Raw genomic sequence first — 21,232 nt, forward strand, 5'->3', positions numbered from 1 at the left:
AAATCTTCTTCTAATATTTTGATTATTTCTTTTGATAGAGTTATTACGTCTTTACCTTTTGTTTAGTTCTTTTCTTGTACTGTAAAAATTAGTTTTGCTTCATCTAGAAGTTTTTGTGCTTCTTCTAATTCTTTGATTCCGTTTTTATAAACTTCAATTGAATCACTTAATGTTATTTGAGGATTTGACAGTTTTTCTAAAAGCTGTTTTGCTTCTAATATTTTATCTTCAAAAATTAATTTTTCGTTTTCTTTACTCATTATTTTCCTTCTAATATATTTTTTACGTGTTGTTCAAATTTATCAACTTCAACTAAAAATGAATCATGACCTGATTTACTATCAATTAATTTATAAGTTACTTGCTCTTCACGTCCAAGTTTAATCATAATATCTCTTATTTCTTCCATTTCTTCTGGAAAAAATAGCATATCATCTTTAAATGCAATTAAATGTAAGTTACATTTTAACTTATCAAATGAGTCTTCTAATTTATCTTTATTTCTTCCTGCATCAAAAATATTCATTGTTTTACATATATAAAGATATGACAGAGGATCAAATATTTTTGGGAAGCTATATGCGTTGTATTCTAAGTATCTCTCAACTTCAAAGCTTCCAAATAATTCATATAAACCATCAGTTCTGCTGTATTCTCTTCCAAATTTATTATTGAATAAAGTTGGAGATAAATATGCAATTAATCCTGCCATTCTTCCAATTGCCAAGCCTGGTAAACCTCGTGCTTCTAAATCTTCTTTTTCATAAAGACCATTTTTGAAAGCTGGGTCATGTCTTATTGCTTCTATTGCAATTTTATTAATTGCAATTGCCCAAGGTCTTGTATATGCTGTTGTTGCAAGAGCAATTACAGTATCTGTAAATTCTGGATATTCAATAGAATAACAAAGTGCTTGCATTCCACCCATAGAACCACCAATAACAGCAACAGCTTTTTTAATACCTAATTTTTCATACAAATTCATTTGTGCTTTTACAATATCAGAAATTGTTAAAATTGGAAATTTTAATCTGTACTCTTTTTTAGTCGAAGGGTCAATACTTAATGCATTAGTGGAGCCAAAAGTACTTCCAAGATTATTTGAACAAATTACAAAATATTTTTGTGTATCAATTACTTTTCCATCACCAATAAATTTATCCCACCAACCCGGTTTCGCTTCATCTCCATACCTTCCAGCTGCATGATGTGAACCTGCTAGTGCATGACAAATTACAATTACATTTGATTTATCTTCATTTAATTCTCCGTAAGTTTCGTATCTTATTTGATATTTTTCTAAGATTCGTCCACTTTCTAAATGTAAAGGTTGATTAAATTCTTGCGTTTTTGTTTCTATTTTCAAATTATCTTATTCCTGAATTTTATTGCTTTTATATTATCAAAAGCTAAGATAAGACTAGCTTTAAGCATTTTTTATTTCATTATAAGATATTTTTATAATTTCTTGCCAAATTACATCTGGTGACCACTGCTCAAACAATGAAATATCAATATCATCAAAAGGAGTTTTTAGAACATATTTATGGTAAATATACATAAATGCACTAACACGATAATTTAAAGCACAATGAACCCAAACTTTGTTTGAGCCTAAGGCTTGTAAGGTATTTAAAAATAGTTTTACATCTGAGGCTTTTGGATTTTCAAAATCTACAGGAATATGAAAATATGCCATATTTAAATCTGTTACTATTTTATCTTCATTTTCTATTGCATTTGAAGCATTATGTAAAGCTAGATTTATTACAACTTCAAAATCATTGTCTGCTATTTGTTTAAACTGTTCAACACTTGGCTGTCCTGATGTCGAAATTAGTTCATTTATTTCTATATAGTTTAAAATATTTTCCATATATTTCCTTTTACTTTTGTTTTTTTATTGTTTCTTCTAGTTTGTTTATATACTGTTTTTTTAAGCTTTCAGATATAAAAGATGAATTAAAAGAGTTTTTAATTAGCTTTATAATATCTTTTTTACTAATGTCTAAATTCTGATATAGATTAATAAAGTTTTGATTTAAATAACCTTTAAAATAGGCAGGGTCATCAGAATTAACTGTAACATTTAAACCATAATCTAAAAGCTTTTTTATATTATGTTGAGAATAATTTTCAAATACTTTTAGTTCAATATTTGAATTAGGACAAACAGTTAAAGGTATTTGCTCTTTTTTTAATCTTTGCATTAATTCATCTGATTTATAAGATTGTACTCCATGATCAATTCTTTGGATACTTAAAATATCAAGTGCCTCAAAAATATATGAAACATCAGCCTCTTCTCCTGCATGAGCTACAAGTTTAAAGCCTTTTTCTTTTGCTTTTTTAAATACTTCTTCAAATTTTGAAGGAGGATTTCCTAGTTCTGAAGAATCAAGCCCAACTCCTAATATATATTTTTTATATTCTAAGGCTTGATTTAAAGTTTTTAAAGCATCTTCTTGGTCTAAGTGTCTTAAAAAACACATAATAATTGCAGATGTGATTCCAAACTTTTCTTTTGCATCATTTAAAGCTTCTTGTATTCCTTCAATTATTGTTTTAAACTCAATTCCTCTATGTGTATGTGTTTGAGGATCAAAAAATATTTCTGTATGAACAATATTATTCTCAACACATTTTAGAACATAATCCCAAGTTAAATCATAAAAATCTTGCTTATGTATAAGTACTTTTGCACCTGCGTAATAAATATCTAAAAAGCTTTGTAAAGAAGTAAAGTTATATGCTTTTTTAATATCATCAATTGTTTTATAAGGTATTTCAATATTGTTTCTTCTTGAAAATTTGAACATAAGTTCAGGTTCTAATGAGCCTTCAATATGTAAATGTAGCTCCGCTTTTGGTAATTGTTTTATAAATTCTATCATCAAATAATTCCAGTTATATTAATATTTCGCGTAATTATACATTACAAGTGTACTCAATTAAGTTAATTTATATATAATTTCTTCATAAAATAAAGTTCAAGAAAAAAGAGAAATAAAATATGATAAAAGCAAAATCACAAGATGCCATTAAAGCTTTGAGTTTAGTTACATCTTTACAAAATAGATTTGTAAAAAAGCTTGACAATTTAAGTAAATTAATAGGTGAAGATAAAAAATTTGAAGAAGTTGTATGGCTAAGAGATGAAGGACTTCATGGTGGAGGGAATAGATTTGAAGCAAGAGACAAAACACTTTTTAACACTGCTAGTGTAAATGTTTCTCAAGTTCATTATGATGAAGATGAAAGTAAAAAACTTCAAAGTGCAACTGCAATTTCTACGATAATTCATCCAAAAAATCCAAATGTTCCTTCAATTCATATTCATATTTCATTGACACAAATTAGAGGAAATGATTCTTATTGGAGAGTTATGGCTGATTTAAATCCAAGTATTAATAATATTGAAGATAAAGAAATATTTGAAAAATCCTTAAAAGAACTTTCTCAAGATAACTTTGAAGAAGGAATAAAGCAAGGTGATAAGTATTTTAATATTCCTGCTTTAAATCGACATAGAGGTATTTCTCATTTTTATTTAGAAAACTATAAAACATCAAAAAAAGAAGATGATTTCAATTTTGCAAATAATTTTGGAGAAGGCATTATTGACACATATATAAACATCATTTCAAATGCTTTTGAAACAAGAAAAGAAATAAGTTCTGAAGATATTCAAAAACAGCTTGATTATCATACTTTATACTTATTTCAGGTTTTAACACTTGATAGAGGTACAACTTCAGGGCTTTTAGTTCATAGTCAAAATGATATTGGAATAATGGGTTCACTACCTTCTTTTATTAATAAAGACTTACTAAAATCATGGGAAAAAAATGTCGAAAAACCACAAGATGTATTAGTTTCTAATTTAGTAAAAGTTATAAATGATGAAGGAAAAGTTGATAGCAAAACAAAAGAAAAACTAGCAAATGAAGTTAGAACTTTTTATAAAAAATATCCTCAAGCTTTAAGTAAACAAGCAAGTGGAAATACAATTCCATCAACAGTATCAAATCACAAAGGTTAAAACATGGCAATTTTTGGAAAATTAGAAGAAGTAAAAAAACAAATAAATAATAAAGCTTTTCAAATAGCTTTTGATTATTTACAAAATATCAGTGATGATTTTTGAAACAATCGATGAAAATGAATGTATAAAAGAAATGTTAAGTGAAGATATTTTTGTTCTTAAACAAGCTTATACTACAAAAGAAAGAAGTGATTGTTTTTTTGAATCTCATAGAAAGTATGTTGATGTTCAGTTCATGGTAAAAGGTGATGAGTACATGGATGTAAGTTGTATTGAATCATTAAAAGTCATAAAAGAGTACGATGATAAAACAGATTTTATAAAGTATGAAGGTAAAGAGAATGATATATCTAAGCTTTTAATTAAAGAAAAAGAATTAGCAATATTTTATCCAAGTGATGCTCATCAACCTTGTATAAAAACTACAAAAAAAGAACTGGTTTATAAAGCAGTTATAAAAATACCTCTTGAATTAGTAAAAAATTAAATCTTCCAATGATTTAGTTTTTTATTATCTAAATCTTTTCTTACATCTTCACATAATAAAGGGAAAAATTCTAAAAAATCTTTTTCTAAATCTTCGATATTTATATGAACATCATAAAAATATCCAGAGGCAGTTTCTCTTTTTAGTAAACGCTCAGACAGTCTTAAATCCATTCTTTTAAATGAACTGTTTAACTGCTCTAAAGTATGATATTTATTTAATAAATCTTTGTTAATTAAGTTTGTAACAATTGTATGAGCTTTTGAAGGTAAATATTCTAAGCTTTTATTTGCTTTAATATAAAAATCATTAGTAAACTCTTGGATTGAAACCTTTGAATACAAATCCCAATTTTTAGTAAGTAAATAATCATAAGTTAAATCAATAATAACAGGCTTTAGTAAACCTTTTTCTCTTAATCTTTTTTTACTTAGTTTTACAATTTCATGTGAATCTGTAAAGGAGTCGATTTGAACATGGGTTTTCATACCACTTATCATTTGTGAGCTTGCATTTTCCCATGTTTTAGCTTTTAATGGATCTGCTAAAATATTGCCAATTTGAAAATCAATATGATTTTCTGATAAAAATGCATGTGCTAACCAATTCATTAAATTCCTTTTAAAATCGTACTTTATATTAATAAACTTAAATACCAATAAAACAAATATTTATGCATAATATTATATAATCCCAATACTAATAAAAAGGAAGTTATTTGAACGTAGATATGACAAAAGTAGCAAATGTAATTTTATATATGTTACATAAAAAAGTTGAGCATTTAAATGATAAAAAACTATCAATTATGCTTTTCCTAATGGAGTACAATCATCTTAAGTTTTGTGATAAAAAAATATTCAATGAAGAATTTATAAAAAATTCAAGAAATCCAGAACCTGTTCTTCTTGGTGAATTATTTGATGTAATTGCAAACAATGAAGATTTAGATGAAGAAGATGAAAGATTATATTTTATTCAAGAACTACTTGATTACCTTGATATTGAACTTGTTGAGAGAAAGAAATTTGTTGAATTAAAGTTTATTAAAATGGAAGAAGAGTTCGATGAATCAATTTTTGATGCAGATGAAATGAAAACAATTCATAAAATTGTCTCAGAATTTAAAGATGTAAGTCCTAGAAATATTGCAAATGCATGTTTTCAAATTGATGATTTAAGAAAAATACCAAATGGTGAAGTAATTATATAAGTAGAAAGAAGTATTAGAAATTTTTCTTAAAGTTTCTAATATCACTTTGTGTTAAAGATAATTGCTTAATCTGACTTTTTTGTAAAATTGGATTCATCAATGCATCTTTTACATTTATATGAGGAATTCCAACTAAATGTGCTATTTCATGAGCTAAAATCACTTTTAATTCATTTTTACTTTCAAAACCATAAACTTCAATTTTATTCATAATATTTTTAATATTCTTTTCTTTTACTCTTTTACCTTTTTGATAAAAAACTTTTGTAGTAACTTGTCTTTGACCAATTGTATTGCCTTTTACTTTTCTAAAACTTCTGCTTATTCTTTCTAATTCATTATTTAATCTATTATACTCACGAATTAAACTATTTTGTAATCTAATTTTTTGATTATAAAAGTTTAAATCGGACTTTAGTTTTCTCTCATCTCTTTTTACTTTATTACTCTGTTTTTTAATTTTACTTTTTTCTAGTTTTATATAATTTTTAATTCTGTCAAGTTCATCTTTTGGGAACTTTTTTTGTTTATTTACTTCACTTACATAAGCATTTAAAGCTTTGATTTTTTTATTTACAATATTGCCATCTTCTTGTATATATCTTTTTTTGATATTTATTTTTTCTAGTTTAGCAGGTAAAGAAGCTTGAATATTTTCTATTTTCTTTCTTTTTAATTCAATTCTTTCTTTTTTTCTTTCTATTCTTTGTTCAAGTTTTGAAGCAGGTACATATAATATATCAATTGGTTTACCATCTTGTGAGTAATCAAAAATATTCATATCAAGATTTGATTCAAAGAGATATTCTATCTCATTTAGCATATTACGTATTTCTTGTTTATTTATTTTATTTTGGTAGTAATTATCTATTTTCCCTATTTTTATCTTTTCATAAGATGCAAAAGAGAAAGAAATAAAGATTAAAATTAAAAGTATTGTTTTTTTCATCATAATGTATTTTAATTAAAATAGTATTTAGATATAGTAAAAGCTACAAAATAAGGAATAATATGGCAATTAAAGAAAAACAAAATGTAATTTTAAATTATGAGTTAAAAATAAATGATGAAATAGTAGATACAAATTTTGATAAAGAACCAATTGAGTTTGTTTATGGAGAAGGACAATTAATCGAAGGTTTAGAAAGCGGTATAAAAGATATGAATGAAGGCGATTCAAAAATCTTAAAAATACCTGCATCACAAGCTTATGGTGAATATGATGAAAAACTTAGCGAAACAATTGATATAAAAGATTTTGAAGGTATTGATTTACAAATTGGAATGGTATTAGAAGCTGAAAATAGTAATGACGAACTAATTAAAGCCACTGTAACAGATGTAACAAAAGAGAATGTTACAGTTGATTACAATCACCCTCTTGCTGGTTGTGATTTAGAATTTAGAGTAGAAATTAAATCAATAATTTAATAAAAATCTATTTTAATAAATCTGAACTTCTTCCTAAAATAGCTAAAAGAGCTTTACGAAGTAATTTTACAAAAGGATAGATTACATTTTTGAAAACTTTATTATTTGTAAAGTAAAGTTTTCTCTTTGTAATTGTATTTAAAAAGTTTATTGCATCAGCTCCATGATAAAGCTTGTTATTGTCAACTCTAACAATAAAACCTTCATCAATATCAAAGCCTAGTTTTTTAAAACTGTTTAATTCTTCTATATTTTCTCTGGCATTTAATAAAATCAAATCATGAGATTCTTTTATAATTAAATATTTTGAATATAGATTACAAAAAGGGCATTGTTTATCATAGAAAACTTCTATTTTCATTATGAAATATACTCCTTTAGAATTGTTTTAATACTCAATTTATCCATATTAGAAATAATAAAATGAGCTTTTAGAGATGAAGCGCTTATATCACCTATTAAAATATGATCATCAATATTCTTAAAAAGATGCACTTTAGAACCTGAAATTCCACCTATTGATATTTTTAAACAATTAGAATCTAATTTATTTAAATATCTAGAGCCTCTTGAAAAGCCTATATATACTTTTGCTTTTGGTATTATTTTATTTGATAAGTTTTTAGCTTCTGAATCAATTATTTCATACTTATATTCTTTTATTAGTTCATAAACGGACGCATTCATTTGTTCATGTTGTGATAAAGTTCCAGAAGCAGGATTGCCTTTAATATAGACTATATCAAGCAAAAGGATTCATATTATTAAATAAAACTATCTTATCTAATCTAATTTTTTGTGAATTATCAAGTATCATATATTCAGCCTTATCAATAATTTTAAAATCAATTACTTTTTGCTGTATTTCTTTTTCTTTATCATCTTCTATATAAACAATCTTTGATAATGTTTTTTTAACAGCTGCCGTTTCTAAAACATCATAAAAATGACAAGACACTCTTTTGTATTCATCCATATGAATATCCTTTTAAACTTTTAACTTAATTTGATAAAAGATACTTTTTTGTACTTTTAGCAATTTGTTCTGGGGTTTTTCTACCTAATTCACGTTCTATTATTTCATCATTTTTAAAATAAATCAAGGTAGGTAAGACATTTACGCTAAACTCTTTAGCTAGTGACTTTTCTTTTAACATATCTATTTTATAAATATGTACATCATCTTTCTTATTTTTATTATAAACTATAAGACTTTCTTCTACGTCTACACAAGCACTACATCCAATTGTATAAAAATCTAATATTACTTTTTTATTTATTGTTTTTTCTTCAAAATTTTCTGAAGTTAAATCTTCAAAGGCAAAAAGAGTAGAAAAAAATAAAAATGGTACGATTAAAAAAGTTCTTTTAAAAATCATAATTACTCCTTAAAATAGAGTTTATCAAAGTAATGTAGCAAGAATATAAAATTAAGATTCTAAGAGTTGGAAATATATTCCTACTCCTAGATAAGTGTGAAAACTATTTAGCTAAAGAAGCAAACATATCAGCAGTTACTTCTGATACTTCTTTTGTACCATCAAGTTCTACAATAACGCCCATGTTTGTATAGAAATCAATTAATGGAGCAGTTTGCTCATGGTAAGCTGATAATCTTTGTTTTACAGTTTCTTCTGTATCATCAGCTCTTTGGATTAAATCTTCTTCTTTTTCATCTGTAGGTGGATTAAATTTCATGTGATAAATTTTACCAGTTACTTTAGATGTTCTTCTTCCCGTAATTCTTTCAACTATTAATTCATCAGGAACATTTAAAGAGATTACTTTATCTAAAGAAATATTCATATTAGCCATTAAATCTTTTAAAGCTTCAGCTTGTGGAAGAGTTCTTGGGAAACCATCAAGAATAAATCCTTTTTTACAGTCATCTTCAGCTAGTCTATCTTTGATAATACCAATAATAGTTGAATCAGGAACTAATTTTCCAGCATCCATAAAATTCTTTGCTTCCATACCCATATCAGTTTTATCAGCAATTGCAGCTCTTAAAATATCACCTGTAGAGATTTGAGGGATATCATACTTTTCTATTAAAAACTTTGCTTGTGTACCTTTTCCTGCGCCTGGAGCTCCAAATACCATTAAATTCATGTTCAACTTCCTTGATTTGTTTTTGTGATTGTATAAAAAAAGTAGTTAATAGTACCTAAGAGGAATAAATTACATTAGAAAATTTAGAGATATGAGTTTTATTTTATATTTGTGTATAATATCAATAAAAAAAGAGAAATATGTATAATCCTATATCATGCGAGTTTTTTGACCAATTAAATGTTGCAATGCAAAGAAAAATACCATCAACAGTTGTTTACTTAAAAAATGAAGAAGAAAAAGAAACGGTAAAAGGTGTTGTTAAAACTATGGAAGTTGTTGATGGAATTGAGTTTATGATTTTAGATTCAAAAGAAAAAATAAGATTAGATACAGTGATTACTTTTAATGGTAAAAAGCACAAAGACGTATAAACCTACTTTTTGTTAACAAACTCTTCAATTTTAGAAGCAAAATAAACAGGACATTCCAACATTGGGTAATGCCCTGCTTCTTGACATTCAATAATTTCTAAATTATTATAATAATTTGAAAATAGTTTTGTAATTGATTTTATTCCAAAAATTGGAAAATCATATTTCCCAACTATAATTTTTATAGGTATATTTATATTTTCTACTTCATTAGAAAAATCAGTTTCTAAATACATTTTCATATATCCTACTCGAGCACTAAGAGTAGAAGCTTCATATGCCATTTTGATTCTAGTTTTAGCCCATATTTTATTATGTCTTTTACTTGCACTATAAACTATTTCTTCAATTTTATTTTTATTTTCACTCATTTCATTTATAAGTTTATCTTGAGCTATTTGTGGAAGTTTTATTCCACTTGGTGGTATGGGAGTAACAAGTATAAGTTTTGAAACTCTTGCGTCAATGAGTGCAATTTTTTGAGCAATTAGTGTTGACATTGAATGTGCAAGTAATGTTACATCATCTAAATTTAAATATGTAATAAGATTTTTAATATCATTAGATGCTTCATTACAAGAATAATTACCTTCAATCTCTTTAGATAATCCATAACCACGCAAATCTACAAATATATAAGTGAAACTATCTGTATCTAAGTAAGTAAATGTAGGCTCATAGTTTTTATAATTTCCCATTAATTCATGTAAAACTATTATATTCTTCTTACCAGTTCCAATTATTTTATGGCCTAACTTTATCATTACTATCCTATATATTTATTCTTTTAGCAAAAATATTAGCATCTATTTTCTTATATTTGAATTTCACTAATTTGCAGTTGTGGTTGGCAGTTAGTAAAGTTTGCAATATCAGAAAGTATTTCTACTGAATTTGGCTCAAAAATTGCTTGAAAAGACTCAAGTGATTCAAATGACATATGAGTCATAACAACATACATTGCAGCTTCACCAGGTACTCCACTGGCAAGTCCAAAATCTACTTGTGCATTTTTTAAAGAATCGCCTAAAAGTTTTGAAACTAAAGGAACATGAGTATTTAAATAATATTCTTTATCAAAAATCAACTCATCTGAATTTGGGTACAGTACACTTACTTTTATCATTTTATTATCCTATTTTTTATTTAACTTTTTAAAGTTAACAAAAGTCTATCATAAGAATATAGCCTGAAAATACTAAGTTTAAAAACCTTTTTGATACACTAATTTAATATTTTGGAGAAGTAATGAAAATAGAAGAACAAATCGAACAAATACTAGATAGTATAAGAAAAGTGGCTTTTTATGTAGGTCATGGAAAATATAATGACTATATGACTACAGAAGAAGTTATAAAAATCAAAGCAACTTTGGAAAAAATACTTGAAATAGAAAAAGAGTATGAAAAGGCTAATACAGCTGGAGAAAAAGATGCAATATATAAACGATTAGTTAAATATCAAACTTTTAGTATTAAGGATTTTATTGATTATAAAATTTGATATAGTAAAAGACTAGAAAAATAAACTATTAAGAAAGAGTATAAAAGTTACTTAGGATAAATTTAAGTAAAAAACATTTTACCATAATTCTATTTTATAACACTCTTTTGACTATAATTCAAATAAAAACAGGATAATATATTATGAGCGAAAAATCAAACGAATTTTTACAAAGAGCAGATGCTCAGATTGCAATTGCAAATGAACAACTACAACAAGGATTAACATTAGGTGAAGTAAGTGCTTCATATATGTATGGTTCAGTACGATTTAGTACTTATATGGCATGTACAGCATATCATACAGCAGAAGATATGCTTGCAGAAAAAGATGAAATTATAGAGTATTTTGCAAAAGAATATAAATTAGCATTAGAAGAACACCTAAATAATCATGCAGTAACTCATGATTTTACACAGAATAAAATTAAATAGTTAGAAAAGAGGTGTATAAAATGCACCTTTGTTTTAATTATCTTTAACAAGTTTAGAAGAATTGCCTTTATAAATTAATTCAAGTTTCTTTAGTCTAGTTAGTTTTTTTATTGCATATTCTCTTTTTGATGCAGTACTTCTGTTTTCAGAAGACTCTTTATATACAAGTTTAACAGGTCGTCTAACCTTTGTATACTTTGCGCCTTTATCACTTAAATTATGTTCATTTAATCGTTTTGAAATATCTTTAGTAATTCCTGTATATAAACTACCATCATTACATTCTAGTATATATACAAAATATGACATTAAAAGCCTTTAAAAGAATATGATGAAGTTTGTTATCCTTCATCATATTTAAAAAGTAAAGATTAACTCTTTACTGTAGTTTTATACGTGGTAGTTTGGAGCTTCGTTCGTAATTGTAACATCATGAACATGAGACTCTTTAAGTCCTGCTGATGTAATTTCAACAAACTCTGCAGTTTCTTGGAATATTTTAATATCTGCAGATCCTAAGTAACCCATAGAAGATCTTAATCCACCAGTCATTTGATGAATAATATCAGCGATTGAACCTCTATATGCAACTCTACCCTCAATACCTTCAGGTACAAGTTTATCAGCAGCAGTTCCTTCTTGGAAATATCTATCCGTACTTCCTTTAGTCATTGCACCAATAGAACCCATTCCTCTATAAGTTTTGAATTTTCTTCCTTGGTATAAAATTAATTCACCTGGAGATTCATCAGTTCCTGCTAATGCAGAACCCATCATTACAGATGATGCACCTACAGCTAATGCTTTTGCAACATCACCAGAATATTTAATTCCACCATCAGCAATAACTGGAATACCATATTTAGCACCTTCAGCAGAACACTCATCAATTGCAGAAATTTGAGGAACTCCAACACCAGCAACAATTCTAGTTGTACAAATTGAACCAGGACCGATTCCAACTTTAACTGCATCAGCTCCTGCATCAATTAATGCTTTAGTTCCTTCAGCAGTTGCAACATTACCTGCAATAATTTCAACATCTAATACTTTCTTAATTGCAGTAACAGAATCTAAAATACCTTTAGAATGTCCATGAGCAGAATCCATAACTAAAACATCAACACCAGCTTCAACTAATGCAGTTGCTCTATCTAATTGACCAACACCAATAGCAGCACCAACTCTTAATCTTCCAAAAGTATCTTTACAAGCATTTGGATGTTCTCTTTTTTTATTAATATCTTTAATTGTAATTAAACCAATTAATTTATTTTCATCATTAACAATTGGTAATTTTTCAATTTTATTAGCATGCATAATTTCGGCAGCTTCTTCTAAAGTCGTACCTTTAATTGCAGTAATTAATGGAGAGTGTGTCATTTTATCTGCAATAACTTTTGTGAAATCTTTTGTAAATCTCATATCTCTATTTGTAATAATTCCTAATAATGAATTAGTATCATCTACAACAGGAATACCAGAGATTTTATATGTAGCCATTATATCTTCTGCATCTTGAAGAGTTTGATCTTTCTTAATTGTAATTGGATCTGTAATCATTCCTGACTCTGATCTTTTAACTTTTCTAACTTGCATAGCTTGAGTTTCAATATCCATATTTTTATGGATAATACCAATACCACCAAGTCTTGCCATTGCAATAGCAGCTTCAAATTCTGTAACTGTATCCATAGCTGCAGAAATAAAAGGTACATTTAACTCAATTGTTTTAGTTAATTTAGATTTTAAACATACTTCTTTAGGTAAAACTTCTGATTTTGCTGGTACTAATAAAACGTCTTCAAATGTAAGTGCTCTTTTTCTTATTCTCATAATATCCCTTTCTTATTTTTTATAATTAATTGCTTTTTCTAGTGACAATGCACCATCAAACATAGTTTGTTCATCGAATGCAGGTCCAATTAGCTGTAAACCAACTGGCATTCCATCTTCATCTTTATCAACAGGTAAAGAAATAGCAGGTAGTCCTGCTAAGTTAACTGAGATTGTATATATATCACTTAAATACATTTCTAATGATGTTTTAAAACTTCCAAACTTAGGTGCAGTTGTAGGTGCAACTGGAGAAAGAATTAAATCTGCATCTTTAAAAATCTCTTCATATTCATCTTTGATTAAGTGTCTAACTTTTTGTGCTTTGATATAGTAAGCATCATAATATCCAGAACTTAATACAAAAGAACCTAACATAATTCTTTTTTGTACTTCATCTCCAAATCCTTGGGATTTAGTTTGAACGTACATATCTTTAAGTCCACCCTCACCTTTTCTATTTCCGTACCTAACACCATCAAATCTAGAAAGATTTGCAGATGCTTCAGCAGTTGCTACAATATAGTAAGATGAAAGAATCTTTCCAGTATCTAACATGTTTTTATGAACAATTTTATGTCCTGCTTCTTCTAAAGCTTTAATAGATTTACTAAATGCTTTTTGAATAGCCGAACTAGCTTGCTCAATAAAATTATCAATAACCGCAATAGTAAGTTTTTTATTAGCATCAAGCTTTGGAGTAACTGCGTCATAATTAACATTAGCAGATGTAGAATCTTTATCGTCATGCCCTGAAATAATGTCATATAAAATTGCAGCATCTTCAACGTTTTGAGTTATTGGTCCACATTGATCTAAAGAAGATGAATATGCAGTAATTCCGTATCTTGAAACTCTTCCGTAAGTTGGTTTCATTCCAACTACACCACAATAAGCAGCAGGTTGTCTAATTGAACCACCTGTATCAGTACCAAGTGCAGCAATAGCAATACCAGCAGCAACAGCAGCAGCACTTCCACCAGAACTTCCACCAGGTACTTTTGAATTATCAATTGGATTTAATGTTTTACCATAGCAAGAAGTATCAGTAGAACTTCCCATTGCAAATTCATCCATATTTGCACGACCAAAAGCGCTTAAACCTGCTTTTTCTAAGTTGTTGATTACAGTCGCATTATATGGTGAAATATAACCTTTTAAGATATTACTAGAACAAGTAACTTCCCAATTTTTAACATTTATATTATCTTTAATAGCAATTGGAATTCCAGAACCTGAAGTAGAAATATCAGTTGAAGTTAATTGCTCAATATATGCACCAACAGTATTTTCTTTTATTTTTGTAGTTAAATCATCTCTTAATTTATTAATATCGTCACTACCTAAAGTAAGTGCTTCTTTTAGAGTTATCAAACGGTCTCCTGTAATTTATAATTATAGTATTACACCGGATTTTATCTAAAAAATGATTAAAAAATGGTAAAGCAAATATTAATTGAAAATAAAAAGAAAAATTTAAGTTTGAGTGTATTTATGAGTATAAAAAAAGGTAGAAGTCTTAAGACTCCTACCTTTCAAGAATGTATAAATTAGTTATTATACGAATGAAATGAATGCCATTTGAGTAGCATCACCTCTTCTAATTCTTGTTTTAATAATTGAAGTATATCCACCGTTTCTACCTTCGTATTTAGGTGCAATTTCGTTTATTAATTTTTTAGTAGCTTCTTTACTTTGTAATGCTGCAAATACTTGTCTATGAGTATTTAAATCTGCATTTCTAGCAGTAGTTACTAATCTTTCAATATATCTTTGTAATTCTTTTGCTTTTGGAACAGTTGTTTCAATCTTTTCTCTTTCGATAATTGCAATTGCCATGTTTTTTAACAATGCTTTTCTATGAGAAGAAGTTCTACTTAACTTTCTATATCCGTGCTTATGTCTCATCTTCTAAACCCTTAATTATGCTTTAAGTTGCTCTAATTTTCTTCTTAATGCAGAAGCAACGTTTTCTGGAAGTGTATCTTCAACTGGGAAACCAAGTGATTCAAGCTTTTCAGCAATTTCATCATAAGATTTTTTCCCAAGGTTTTTGATATTTTTTACTTCAACTTCACTCATAAGTACTAATTCACCTAAGAATTTTAATCCAGCTCTATCTAAAGAGTTGAATGATCTAGCACTTAAATTTAAGTCATCAATTTTGACAACTAAATCTTTTAGTTCTACTGGCTCTTCACCTGCATCACTAACTGTTACTTCTGATAAATCAAATACTTTATTAAATACTGACATTTGAGAATACATAACAGAAACAGCTTCTTTAAAAGCAGTTATTGGAGAAATTTGTCCATTTGTTTGTACATTAAATACAGCTTTTTCAAAGTTAGGATTATCTTCAACTAACATTTTTTCAATATCATAAACTACTTTTTTTACTGGTGTAAAGAAAGCATCTACTGGAATATAATCTGGTCCAACAATTTCTCTAATATCTTCAGAAGGCATATAACCTATACCTTTTTGAATAATAACAGAGAATGTTAAATTACAATCCGAGTTAATTGTAGCTAAGTGAACATCTGGAGAAACTACTTCAACATCAGAGTTGATTAAGTCTTCACCTTTAATTTCTTTTGGTCCATCAAAAGAATATTCTACTACTACTTGTTCTTCATCACCATTAATTTTAAACTTAATATTCTTAAGGTTAATAATAAAAATAGCTATATCTTCTAGCATCCCTCTTAACGAGTCAAACTCGTGAGAAGCTCCTTCAATTTTTACTGCAATTGGTGCGTAACCAACTGAAGAACTAAGAAGAAGTCTTCTTAAAGGGTGTGCCAAAGTTATTGCAAAACCACTTTCAAATGGATATGCAGAAATCTTTGCTTCATTATCATTGATAGTTTCGATTTCAACTTCTGTTGGTAAAAACGGTGTGTCTGCAAACTTTTTCATTGGCTACCTTTATTTATTACTTAGAATATAACTCTACGATTAATCTTTCTTCAACTGGAATAACTACTTCTTCTCTTGTAGGAACTCTAGTAAAAATACCAAATGCTTTTGCTGTATCTACATCAACCCAATCAACAATACCAGTTTGATTAGTTAATTCTAAAGCTCTAACAACTTGTGGGTTAGATTTAGATTTTTCTTTGATTTCGATTTTTTGTCCTGGTTTTACAACGTAAGAAGGAATATCAACTTTCTTACCGTCAACTAAAACGTGACCGTGTGTTGTAAATTGTCTAGCATTTGCTCTAGTTGTAGCAAATCCCATTCTGTAAACAACGTTATCTAATCTTTGCTCAATTAATGTAATTAAGTTAGATCCTGTATTACCTTCGTTTGTAGAAGCTTTTTTAAAGTATTTTCTGAATTGTTTTTCAGAAACACCATACATGAACTTAGCTTTTTGCTTTTCTCTTAATTGTAAACCGTACTCAGAAATTTTAGTTCTTCTTTGTCCGTGTTGTCCTGGAGCAAATGGTCTTTTTTCTAAAGCAGATTTTCCGTTAAGTCTTCTCTCACCTTTTAATCCAAGGTCTGCATCAAGTCTTCTCTCGATTTTTTCTACTGGTCCTCTATATCTTGCCATAACTACTCCTTACACTCTTCTTCTTTTAGGAGGTCTACAACCATTATGTGGTAATGGTGTAACATCCTTTAACCATGTAACTCTGATACCTTCAATTGCACCAACAGCTTTAACTGCAGTGTCTCTACCAGATCCTGGTCCTTGAATTTTGATACCAACGTTTTTGATTCCATGTTCCATAGCTTTAGCAACAGCATCTTCAACAGCAGCTTGCGCAGCAAATGGAGTAGATTTTTTAGAACCTTTGAAACCTAAGTTTCCAGCTGATGACCATGCAATTGCATTTCCAACGCTGTCTGTAACTGTAACCATAGTATTGTTGAAAGTAGCCGCAATATGTACGATACCGTCAGCAATATTTTTTCTTACAATTTTTTTTCTAGTAACTTTTCTTTTTGCCATTAGTTATCCTTACTTCGCTGCTGCGCCAACAGTTTTCTTTTTACCTTTTCTAGTACGAGCATTAGTCTTAGTCTTTTGCCCTCTACATGGTAAACCTTTTCTATGTCTTAAACCTCTATAAGAACCTAAGTCCATTAATGATTTAATATCCATAGCAACTTTTTTTCTAAGATCACCTTCAACCATATAGTTTTTTTGTAATTCTTGTCTAATTGCTGCAGCTTCATCTTCAGTTAATTCGTGAGCTCTTTTATCTTTATCGATTCCAACAGCATCTAAAATTAATCTTGAGTTATGTAACCCTATTCCAAAAATATACGTTAAAGCATATTCCATTCTTTTTTTATTTGGTAAATCAACACCTGCGATTCTTGCCATGTGTCTTATCCTTGTCTTTGTTTGTGTTTTTTAGTTTCGCAAATCACTCTTACGACACCTCTTCTTTTGACAATTTTACATTTGTCACACATCTTCTTTACTGAAGCTCTAACTTTCATAAGTCGTCCCTCTTTTTTTGTGTATTTTGCCAATATTACAACAGGACTGAACGATCAAGTACATTCCTAATACATTCATCCAACTCTTTATAAAACACAAAACATTTTATAAAAACTTCTTTTATGGTTGTAAAATGGATTTGGATTATATTTAATTTTTACTTAAAGGAAGGTTAATATATAGTATTTAAGTAGTTTAATAAAGCTTATAGTAGAATTTCATAAATTATAAAAGGTAAGAAATGTCAATAATATATAAAAATGAATTAATTAAAATAGAAATAGAAAATAGTGAAATTCCATGGCTAAAGATTTTTACAAATAAAGAAATAAAAGAATTCTCTCAATGTGATAATGAAACAAAATTAGAAATATTTAGATGTCTTGATATTATTGAAAAACAGATGTTAGAATATTTCAAACCAAAAAAAATAAATATTGCATCATTTGGAAACTATATGCCTCATGTGCATTTTCATATTATGGCAAGATTTGAAGAAGATTCATATTTTCCTGAACCTATGTGGGGAAAACTTCAGAGAGTTGCAAAACTTGACTTACCATCTTTTGATAAGTTTTATGAAGAGTTAAATAAAAAGCTATAAGCTTTTTATTTAATTTTTAACCATCTTCATTAATTTTTTTAATTAACTCTTCTAAAACTGTATCAGCTTTATCAATGTCTATTTGACATCCACCAGCAGCTTTATGCCCTCCTCCACCATATGAAAGCATTAATTCTCCAATATTTGTTTTCGAGCTTTTATTTATAATTGATTTTCCAGTACTAAATACAATATTTTGTTTATCTTTACCCCAAACTTTATGAATAGATATATTTATTTCAGGATGCATTGCATAAATCATAAATCTATTTCCAGGATAAATAATCTCTTCATTTGTATAATCAATAATTAGTAAATTATCTTTAATAGTAGTACATCTTATTAATTGTTCTTTAAATTGATCTTCATATTTAAAATATAAGTCAATTCTTTCTTTTATATCTTCTAATTCTAAGATTTCATCAATATTATGTTTAGCACAATAATCAATTAAATCCATCATTAATTGATAATTTGAAATTCTGAATTCTCTAAATCTTCCTAAACCAGTTCTAGAATCCATTAAGAAGCTTAACATTGGCCAGCCTCTTGGACTTAGAATCTCTTCTTCAGTAAAATCTGCAGAATCTGCTTTATTTGCTCCATTCATCATTGCAGTGAAATATCCAGGAAATTTATCATCACCTCCATAATATTCAAAAACAACTTGAGCTGCACTGTTAGCATCCGGGTCAATTATATGATTATCTTTCTTTTCATTTCTTAGTGTTTCAGAATAGTGATGATCGAAAGCTAGATTCACACCTTCTACATAAGGAAGGTTAGTTGTAATATCATTAGAAGTTACTTCAACTTTTCCATCTTGCATGTCTTTTGGGTGTACAAACTCAATTTTATCAATAATATCTAGATATTTTAATAAAGTACCACATACAAGTCCATCCATGTCACTTCGTGTTACTAATCTATATTTTTTTTCATTCATAATCTGATTTCCTAGTTAGGCTTTTTTACATTCTAACATAAAAGATTATTAATTACAATAAAATAAGTTATTTTTTAAGAAAACATCTTTAGAGGAATAAAGAAGGAGTATCCTTCTTTATTATTTGTTTATATAGTTGGCGATTACATCACCCATTTCTGTAGTAGTTAAAACTTCTTTAGCATCAAATTCAGCTAAATCTTTAGTTCTATATCCATCTTTTAATACATTTTTAATTGCATTTGTAATCATATCTGCAGCTTTTTCTTCTCCAAGAGAGTATCTAAGCATCATAGCAGCAGATTCAATTGTAGCAATTGGATTTGCAATTCCTTGTCCTGCAATATCAGGAGCTGAACCATGAATTGGTTCATAAACAGCTGTTTTATCTCCAGATGAAGCAGATGGTAATAATCCAATTGATCCAACAACCATTGAAGCTGTATCAGATAAAATATCACCAAAGATATTTCCAGTTACAATAACATCAAATTGTTTTGGATTTCTTACAAGTTGCATAGCAGCATTATCAACATACATATGAGTTAATTCAACAGCAGGATAATCTTTTGATAATTCATTCATTGTATCTCTCCATAATTGAGAAACTTCTAAAACATTAGCTTTATCAACAGAACAAACTCTTTTATCTCTTTTCATAGCAAATTCAAAAGCTTGTTTACCAATTCTGATAATTTCATCTTTTGTATATACCATTGTATTGTATGCTTTTTGCCCATCATTTGCTCTTGGTTGACCAAAATATATACCACCAATAAGCTCACGAACTACCATAATATCACAACCTTGAATTACTTCAGGCTTTAAAGTTGATGCATTTACTAATTCGTCATAAACAATTGCAGGTCTTAAGTTTGCATAAACACCTAACTCTTCTCTTAATTTTAAAAGTCCAGTTTCAGGTCTTAACTCTCTTGGTAAATCATCCCATTTCTCACCACCAATTGAACCAAATAAACAAGCATCTGATGCTAATACACCAGGAACAGTTTCAGGAGGTAAAGGAACACCTGTTTCATCAATTGCAATTCCACCCATTAAATATTCTTCATAATCTAATGTAAAATCACAAGCACCTGAAACTGCATCAAGAACTTTAATTGCTTCATCAACAATCTCAGGACCAATTCCATCACCTTTAATTACAGATATATTATACTTTTTCATTTATTTTCCTTCTGCCATTTCTTCAATTGCATAATTAATTAATCCACCACTTGCAATTAATTCTTGCATGAATGGAGGAATTGGAGTGAATTTATATTCTTTATTATTTGTTTCATTAGTAATAACACCATTGTCTAAATTAATACTAATCTTTTCACCCTCTTTAATTTCTAAAGATTCTGGAAGTTCAAAAATAGGTAATCCCATATTAAATGCATTTCTATAAAAGATTCTTGCAAAAGATGGTGCAACAACAGCAGCAACACCAGCAGCTTTTAAAGCAATAGGAGCGTGTTCTCTACTTGAACCACATCCAAAGTTTTCACCAGCAACTATAATATCACCTCTTTGTAACTTATTAGGAAATTCAGGGTCTGCATCTTCCATTACATATTTTGCTAAATGTTCTGGATCTGAACTATTTAAATATCTAGCAGCAATAATAACATCAGTATCGATGTTAGCTCCAAAATTCCATACTTTTCCAGTAATTTTATTCATATTTTGTATCCTTGGTCTTCAATAAATTTTTCTATATTTTCAAAGAATTATTTTTTAAAAGATGCATTTTATCTAATACTTTAGTAATTTTTG

At 28.0% G+C, this 21,232-nt stretch carries 33 protein-coding genes; 8 read left to right on the plus strand and 25 right to left on the minus strand.

Going from position 1 to position 21,232, the window contains the following annotated elements:
* Nucleotides 1–62 precede the first annotated feature (62 nt).
* The 4 genes from xseB to D3Z07_RS03660 are packed head-to-tail and all read right to left on the minus strand — an operon-like array spanning nucleotide 63 to nucleotide 2,894.
* A complete protein-coding gene (xseB, locus tag D3Z07_RS03645; RefSeq protein WP_076086079.1) occupies nucleotides 63–260 on the minus strand; it encodes an exodeoxyribonuclease VII small subunit in 198 nt (65 codons plus the stop codon).
* Nucleotides 260–1,366 carry a homoserine O-acetyltransferase MetX gene (gene metX, locus D3Z07_RS03650; RefSeq protein ID WP_076086076.1) on the minus strand — a complete coding sequence of 369 codons (1,107 nt, stop codon included), beginning with the start codon at nucleotides 1,364–1,366 and terminating at the stop codon, nucleotides 260–262. Before metX ends, xseB begins: the two co-directional genes overlap by 1 nt.
* A gap of 60 nt (nucleotides 1,367–1,426) precedes the next feature.
* Nucleotides 1,427–1,876 (minus strand): protein tyrosine phosphatase family protein, encoded by a 450-nt coding sequence (locus D3Z07_RS03655; protein ID WP_122893114.1) that lies wholly within the window; start codon nucleotides 1,874–1,876, stop codon nucleotides 1,427–1,429.
* Between the two features lie 10 nt (nucleotides 1,877–1,886).
* Nucleotides 1,887–2,894 (minus strand): adenosine deaminase, encoded by a 1,008-nt coding sequence (locus D3Z07_RS03660; RefSeq protein ID WP_122893115.1) that lies wholly within the window; start codon nucleotides 2,892–2,894, stop codon nucleotides 1,887–1,889.
* Between the two features lie 119 nt (nucleotides 2,895–3,013).
* On the opposite strand from D3Z07_RS03660, the gene D3Z07_RS03665 reads away from it, so the two are divergent.
* Together D3Z07_RS03665 and D3Z07_RS03670 are read left to right on the plus strand one after the other, a co-directional pair.
* A complete protein-coding gene (locus D3Z07_RS03665; protein WP_122893116.1) occupies nucleotides 3,014–4,042 on the plus strand; it encodes a coproporphyrinogen III oxidase in 1,029 nt (342 codons plus the stop codon).
* 94 nt (nucleotides 4,043–4,136) lie between these two features.
* Nucleotides 4,137–4,532 (plus strand): YhcH/YjgK/YiaL family protein, encoded by a 396-nt coding sequence (locus tag D3Z07_RS03670; RefSeq protein WP_228200573.1) that lies wholly within the window; start codon nucleotides 4,137–4,139, stop codon nucleotides 4,530–4,532.
* On the opposite strand, the gene D3Z07_RS03675 is transcribed toward D3Z07_RS03670, so the two are convergent.
* The gene (locus D3Z07_RS03675; protein ID WP_122893117.1) at nucleotides 4,529–5,143 is read right to left on the minus strand and encodes an acyl carrier protein phosphodiesterase; all 615 of its coding nucleotides are present in this window, start codon (nucleotides 5,141–5,143) and stop codon (nucleotides 4,529–4,531) included. The genes D3Z07_RS03670 and D3Z07_RS03675 overlap by 4 nt on opposite strands.
* A 107-nt stretch (nucleotides 5,144–5,250) precedes the next feature.
* Between D3Z07_RS03675 and D3Z07_RS03680 the strand changes: the two genes are divergently transcribed.
* Nucleotides 5,251–5,745, plus strand: coding sequence for a type II toxin-antitoxin system antitoxin SocA domain-containing protein (locus tag D3Z07_RS03680; RefSeq protein WP_076086058.1), 495 nt, complete (start codon nucleotides 5,251–5,253; stop codon nucleotides 5,743–5,745).
* 13 nt (nucleotides 5,746–5,758) lie between these two features.
* Here the strand turns inward: D3Z07_RS03680 and D3Z07_RS03685 are convergent, their stop codons facing one another.
* Complete coding sequence (locus D3Z07_RS03685; RefSeq protein ID WP_076086055.1) at nucleotides 5,759–6,694, minus strand: matrixin family metalloprotease; 936 nt, start codon at nucleotides 6,692–6,694, stop codon at nucleotides 5,759–5,761.
* Nucleotides 6,695–6,756: 62 nt separating this feature from the next.
* On the opposite strand from D3Z07_RS03685, the gene D3Z07_RS03690 reads away from it, so the two are divergent.
* Nucleotides 6,757–7,176: an FKBP-type peptidyl-prolyl cis-trans isomerase gene (locus tag D3Z07_RS03690; protein ID WP_076086052.1), complete on the plus strand. Its 420-nt coding sequence runs from the start codon at nucleotides 6,757–6,759 to the stop codon at nucleotides 7,174–7,176.
* 7 nt (nucleotides 7,177–7,183) lie between these two features.
* Here the strand turns inward: D3Z07_RS03690 and D3Z07_RS03695 are convergent, their stop codons facing one another.
* From D3Z07_RS03695 to D3Z07_RS03715, 5 genes are all read right to left on the minus strand, one after another.
* The gene (locus D3Z07_RS03695) at nucleotides 7,184–7,537 is read right to left on the minus strand and encodes a thiol-disulfide oxidoreductase DCC family protein (RefSeq protein WP_076086049.1); all 354 of its coding nucleotides are present in this window, start codon (nucleotides 7,535–7,537) and stop codon (nucleotides 7,184–7,186) included.
* The gene (locus D3Z07_RS03700; protein ID WP_076086046.1) at nucleotides 7,537–7,926 is read right to left on the minus strand and encodes a hypothetical protein; all 390 of its coding nucleotides are present in this window, start codon (nucleotides 7,924–7,926) and stop codon (nucleotides 7,537–7,539) included. Before D3Z07_RS03700 ends, D3Z07_RS03695 begins: the two co-directional genes overlap by 1 nt.
* Nucleotides 7,919–8,152 (minus strand): hypothetical protein, encoded by a 234-nt coding sequence (locus D3Z07_RS03705; protein WP_076086043.1) that lies wholly within the window; start codon nucleotides 8,150–8,152, stop codon nucleotides 7,919–7,921. Before D3Z07_RS03705 ends, D3Z07_RS03700 begins: the two co-directional genes overlap by 8 nt.
* Nucleotides 8,153–8,177: 25 nt before the next feature.
* A complete protein-coding gene (locus D3Z07_RS03710; RefSeq protein ID WP_076086040.1) occupies nucleotides 8,178–8,555 on the minus strand; it encodes a thioredoxin family protein in 378 nt (125 codons plus the stop codon).
* Nucleotides 8,556–8,658: 103 nt separating this feature from the next.
* Entirely contained in the window at nucleotides 8,659–9,288 is a 630-nt protein-coding gene (locus tag D3Z07_RS03715) for an adenylate kinase (RefSeq protein WP_076086037.1), read from the minus strand.
* A 140-nt stretch (nucleotides 9,289–9,428) separates the two neighbouring features.
* Here D3Z07_RS03715 and D3Z07_RS03720 point away from each other — a divergent pair, with 140 nt between their 5' ends.
* Nucleotides 9,429–9,662 carry a transcriptional antiterminator Rof gene (locus D3Z07_RS03720; RefSeq protein WP_076086034.1) on the plus strand — a complete coding sequence of 78 codons (234 nt, stop codon included), beginning with the start codon at nucleotides 9,429–9,431 and terminating at the stop codon, nucleotides 9,660–9,662.
* Nucleotides 9,663–9,664: 2 nt separating this feature from the next.
* Here D3Z07_RS03720 and D3Z07_RS03725 read toward each other — a convergent pair whose 3' ends face one another.
* Together D3Z07_RS03725 and D3Z07_RS03730 are read right to left on the minus strand one after the other, a co-directional pair.
* Entirely contained in the window at nucleotides 9,665–10,426 is a 762-nt protein-coding gene (locus D3Z07_RS03725) for an alpha/beta fold hydrolase (protein WP_076086031.1), read from the minus strand.
* A gap of 50 nt (nucleotides 10,427–10,476) precedes the next feature.
* Nucleotides 10,477–10,788: an EthD family reductase gene (locus tag D3Z07_RS03730; protein WP_076086027.1), complete on the minus strand. Its 312-nt coding sequence runs from the start codon at nucleotides 10,786–10,788 to the stop codon at nucleotides 10,477–10,479.
* A gap of 122 nt (nucleotides 10,789–10,910) precedes the next feature.
* Here D3Z07_RS03730 and D3Z07_RS03735 point away from each other — a divergent pair, with 122 nt between their 5' ends.
* Together D3Z07_RS03735 and D3Z07_RS03740 are read left to right on the plus strand one after the other, a co-directional pair.
* On the plus strand, nucleotides 10,911–11,165 hold the full coding sequence (locus tag D3Z07_RS03735; RefSeq protein ID WP_076086024.1) for a hypothetical protein: 255 nt from the start codon (nucleotides 10,911–10,913) through the stop codon (nucleotides 11,163–11,165).
* 143 nt (nucleotides 11,166–11,308) lie between these two features.
* On the plus strand, nucleotides 11,309–11,599 hold the full coding sequence (locus D3Z07_RS03740; protein WP_076086021.1) for a DUF3144 domain-containing protein: 291 nt from the start codon (nucleotides 11,309–11,311) through the stop codon (nucleotides 11,597–11,599).
* A gap of 33 nt (nucleotides 11,600–11,632) precedes the next feature.
* Here the strand turns inward: D3Z07_RS03740 and D3Z07_RS03745 are convergent, their stop codons facing one another.
* The 9 genes from D3Z07_RS03745 to rpmJ all read right to left on the minus strand — a co-directional run bounded on the left by D3Z07_RS03745 (nucleotide 11,633) and on the right by rpmJ (nucleotide 17,899).
* A complete protein-coding gene (locus tag D3Z07_RS03745; RefSeq protein WP_076086018.1) occupies nucleotides 11,633–11,908 on the minus strand; it encodes a GIY-YIG nuclease family protein in 276 nt (91 codons plus the stop codon).
* 81 nt (nucleotides 11,909–11,989) lie between these two features.
* Entirely contained in the window at nucleotides 11,990–13,435 is a 1,446-nt protein-coding gene (gene guaB / locus D3Z07_RS03750) for an IMP dehydrogenase (RefSeq protein ID WP_076086015.1), read from the minus strand.
* Nucleotides 13,436–13,447: 12 nt separating this feature from the next.
* Complete coding sequence (gene gatA, locus D3Z07_RS03755) at nucleotides 13,448–14,809, minus strand: Asp-tRNA(Asn)/Glu-tRNA(Gln) amidotransferase subunit GatA (protein ID WP_076086012.1); 1,362 nt, start codon at nucleotides 14,807–14,809, stop codon at nucleotides 13,448–13,450.
* Nucleotides 14,810–14,992: 183 nt separating this feature from the next.
* Nucleotides 14,993–15,343 carry a 50S ribosomal protein L17 gene (gene rplQ, locus D3Z07_RS03760; protein ID WP_076086009.1) on the minus strand — a complete coding sequence of 117 codons (351 nt, stop codon included), beginning with the start codon at nucleotides 15,341–15,343 and terminating at the stop codon, nucleotides 14,993–14,995.
* Nucleotides 15,344–15,358: 15 nt separating this feature from the next.
* On the minus strand, nucleotides 15,359–16,357 hold the full coding sequence (locus D3Z07_RS03765) for a DNA-directed RNA polymerase subunit alpha (protein WP_076086007.1): 999 nt from the start codon (nucleotides 16,355–16,357) through the stop codon (nucleotides 15,359–15,361).
* Between the two features lie 16 nt (nucleotides 16,358–16,373).
* Nucleotides 16,374–17,000: a 30S ribosomal protein S4 gene (gene rpsD, locus D3Z07_RS03770; protein ID WP_076086005.1), complete on the minus strand. Its 627-nt coding sequence runs from the start codon at nucleotides 16,998–17,000 to the stop codon at nucleotides 16,374–16,376.
* Between the two features lie 9 nt (nucleotides 17,001–17,009).
* Complete coding sequence (gene rpsK / locus D3Z07_RS03775) at nucleotides 17,010–17,402, minus strand: 30S ribosomal protein S11 (protein ID WP_076086003.1); 393 nt, start codon at nucleotides 17,400–17,402, stop codon at nucleotides 17,010–17,012.
* Between the two features lie 9 nt (nucleotides 17,403–17,411).
* Nucleotides 17,412–17,780, minus strand: coding sequence for a 30S ribosomal protein S13 (gene rpsM / locus D3Z07_RS03780; RefSeq protein ID WP_076086001.1), 369 nt, complete (start codon nucleotides 17,778–17,780; stop codon nucleotides 17,412–17,414).
* A gap of 5 nt (nucleotides 17,781–17,785) precedes the next feature.
* A complete protein-coding gene (rpmJ, locus tag D3Z07_RS14385; protein WP_072682678.1) occupies nucleotides 17,786–17,899 on the minus strand; it encodes a 50S ribosomal protein L36 in 114 nt (37 codons plus the stop codon).
* A 242-nt stretch (nucleotides 17,900–18,141) separates the two neighbouring features.
* Between rpmJ and D3Z07_RS03790 the strand changes: the two genes are divergently transcribed.
* Nucleotides 18,142–18,504, plus strand: a complete 363-nt coding sequence (locus D3Z07_RS03790) for an HIT family protein (RefSeq protein ID WP_076085999.1) — start codon at nucleotides 18,142–18,144, stop codon at nucleotides 18,502–18,504.
* Nucleotides 18,505–18,520: 16 nt separating this feature from the next.
* Here D3Z07_RS03790 and D3Z07_RS03795 read toward each other — a convergent pair whose 3' ends face one another.
* From D3Z07_RS03795 to D3Z07_RS03805, 3 genes are all read right to left on the minus strand, one after another.
* Nucleotides 18,521–19,450, minus strand: a complete 930-nt coding sequence (locus D3Z07_RS03795) for an exopolyphosphatase (RefSeq protein ID WP_076085997.1) — start codon at nucleotides 19,448–19,450, stop codon at nucleotides 18,521–18,523.
* 120 nt (nucleotides 19,451–19,570) lie between these two features.
* Nucleotides 19,571–20,638, minus strand: coding sequence for a 3-isopropylmalate dehydrogenase (gene leuB, locus D3Z07_RS03800; RefSeq protein WP_076085995.1), 1,068 nt, complete (start codon nucleotides 20,636–20,638; stop codon nucleotides 19,571–19,573).
* Nucleotides 20,639–21,139 carry a 3-isopropylmalate dehydratase small subunit gene (locus tag D3Z07_RS03805; protein ID WP_076085993.1) on the minus strand — a complete coding sequence of 167 codons (501 nt, stop codon included), beginning with the start codon at nucleotides 21,137–21,139 and terminating at the stop codon, nucleotides 20,639–20,641.
* Between the last annotated feature and the right edge of the window lie 93 nt (nucleotides 21,140–21,232).

The sequence above is a fragment of the Arcobacter peruensis genome (assembly GCF_003711085.1).
In the GTDB taxonomy this organism is placed as follows: Bacteria; Campylobacterota; Campylobacteria; order Campylobacterales; family Arcobacteraceae; genus Poseidonibacter; species Poseidonibacter parvus.

Excerpts from the sequence above, each read along its gene's own strand:
- xseB (WP_076086079.1), bottom strand. The coding sequence starts at position 260 with ATGAGTAAAGAAAACGAAAAATTAATTTTTGAAGATAAAATATTAGAA.
- D3Z07_RS03655 (WP_122893114.1), bottom strand. The coding sequence starts at position 1,876 with ATGGAAAATATTTTAAACTATATAGAAATAAATGAACTAATTTCGACA.
- D3Z07_RS03660 (WP_122893115.1), bottom strand. The coding sequence starts at position 2,894 with ATGATAGAATTTATAAAACAATTACCAAAAGCGGAGCTACATTTACAT.
- D3Z07_RS03665 (WP_122893116.1), top strand. The coding sequence starts at position 3,014 with ATGATAAAAGCAAAATCACAAGATGCCATTAAAGCTTTGAGTTTAGTT.
- D3Z07_RS03670 (WP_228200573.1), top strand. The coding sequence starts at position 4,137 with ATGATTTTTGAAACAATCGATGAAAATGAATGTATAAAAGAAATGTTA.
- D3Z07_RS03675 (WP_122893117.1), bottom strand. The coding sequence starts at position 5,143 with ATGAATTGGTTAGCACATGCATTTTTATCAGAAAATCATATTGATTTT.
- D3Z07_RS03685 (WP_076086055.1), bottom strand. The coding sequence starts at position 6,694 with ATGAAAAAAACAATACTTTTAATTTTAATCTTTATTTCTTTCTCTTTT.
- D3Z07_RS03690 (WP_076086052.1), top strand. The coding sequence starts at position 6,757 with ATGGCAATTAAAGAAAAACAAAATGTAATTTTAAATTATGAGTTAAAA.
- D3Z07_RS03695 (WP_076086049.1), bottom strand. The coding sequence starts at position 7,537 with ATGAAAATAGAAGTTTTCTATGATAAACAATGCCCTTTTTGTAATCTA.
- D3Z07_RS03705 (WP_076086043.1), bottom strand. The coding sequence starts at position 8,152 with ATGGATGAATACAAAAGAGTGTCTTGTCATTTTTATGATGTTTTAGAA.
- D3Z07_RS03710 (WP_076086040.1), bottom strand. The coding sequence starts at position 8,555 with ATGATTTTTAAAAGAACTTTTTTAATCGTACCATTTTTATTTTTTTCT.
- D3Z07_RS03715 (WP_076086037.1), bottom strand. The coding sequence starts at position 9,288 with ATGAATTTAATGGTATTTGGAGCTCCAGGCGCAGGAAAAGGTACACAA.
- D3Z07_RS03720 (WP_076086034.1), top strand. The coding sequence starts at position 9,429 with ATGTATAATCCTATATCATGCGAGTTTTTTGACCAATTAAATGTTGCA.
- D3Z07_RS03725 (WP_076086031.1), bottom strand. The coding sequence starts at position 10,426 with ATGATAAAGTTAGGCCATAAAATAATTGGAACTGGTAAGAAGAATATA.
- D3Z07_RS03730 (WP_076086027.1), bottom strand. The coding sequence starts at position 10,788 with ATGATAAAAGTAAGTGTACTGTACCCAAATTCAGATGAGTTGATTTTT.
- D3Z07_RS03735 (WP_076086024.1), top strand. The coding sequence starts at position 10,911 with ATGAAAATAGAAGAACAAATCGAACAAATACTAGATAGTATAAGAAAA.
- D3Z07_RS03740 (WP_076086021.1), top strand. The coding sequence starts at position 11,309 with ATGAGCGAAAAATCAAACGAATTTTTACAAAGAGCAGATGCTCAGATT.
- D3Z07_RS03745 (WP_076086018.1), bottom strand. The coding sequence starts at position 11,908 with ATGTCATATTTTGTATATATACTAGAATGTAATGATGGTAGTTTATAT.
- guaB (WP_076086015.1), bottom strand. The coding sequence starts at position 13,435 with ATGAGAATAAGAAAAAGAGCACTTACATTTGAAGACGTTTTATTAGTA.
- rplQ (WP_076086009.1), bottom strand. The coding sequence starts at position 15,343 with ATGAGACATAAGCACGGATATAGAAAGTTAAGTAGAACTTCTTCTCAT.
- D3Z07_RS03765 (WP_076086007.1), bottom strand. The coding sequence starts at position 16,357 with ATGAAAAAGTTTGCAGACACACCGTTTTTACCAACAGAAGTTGAAATC.
- rpsD (WP_076086005.1), bottom strand. The coding sequence starts at position 17,000 with ATGGCAAGATATAGAGGACCAGTAGAAAAAATCGAGAGAAGACTTGAT.
- rpsK (WP_076086003.1), bottom strand. The coding sequence starts at position 17,402 with ATGGCAAAAAGAAAAGTTACTAGAAAAAAAATTGTAAGAAAAAATATT.
- rpsM (WP_076086001.1), bottom strand. The coding sequence starts at position 17,780 with ATGGCAAGAATCGCAGGTGTTGATTTACCAAATAAAAAAAGAATGGAA.
- rpmJ (WP_072682678.1), bottom strand. The coding sequence starts at position 17,899 with ATGAAAGTTAGAGCTTCAGTAAAGAAGATGTGTGACAAATGTAAAATT.
- D3Z07_RS03790 (WP_076085999.1), top strand. The coding sequence starts at position 18,142 with ATGTCAATAATATATAAAAATGAATTAATTAAAATAGAAATAGAAAAT.
- D3Z07_RS03795 (WP_076085997.1), bottom strand. The coding sequence starts at position 19,450 with ATGAATGAAAAAAAATATAGATTAGTAACACGAAGTGACATGGATGGA.
- leuB (WP_076085995.1), bottom strand. The coding sequence starts at position 20,638 with ATGAAAAAGTATAATATATCTGTAATTAAAGGTGATGGAATTGGTCCT.
- D3Z07_RS03805 (WP_076085993.1), bottom strand. The coding sequence starts at position 21,139 with ATGAATAAAATTACTGGAAAAGTATGGAATTTTGGAGCTAACATCGAT.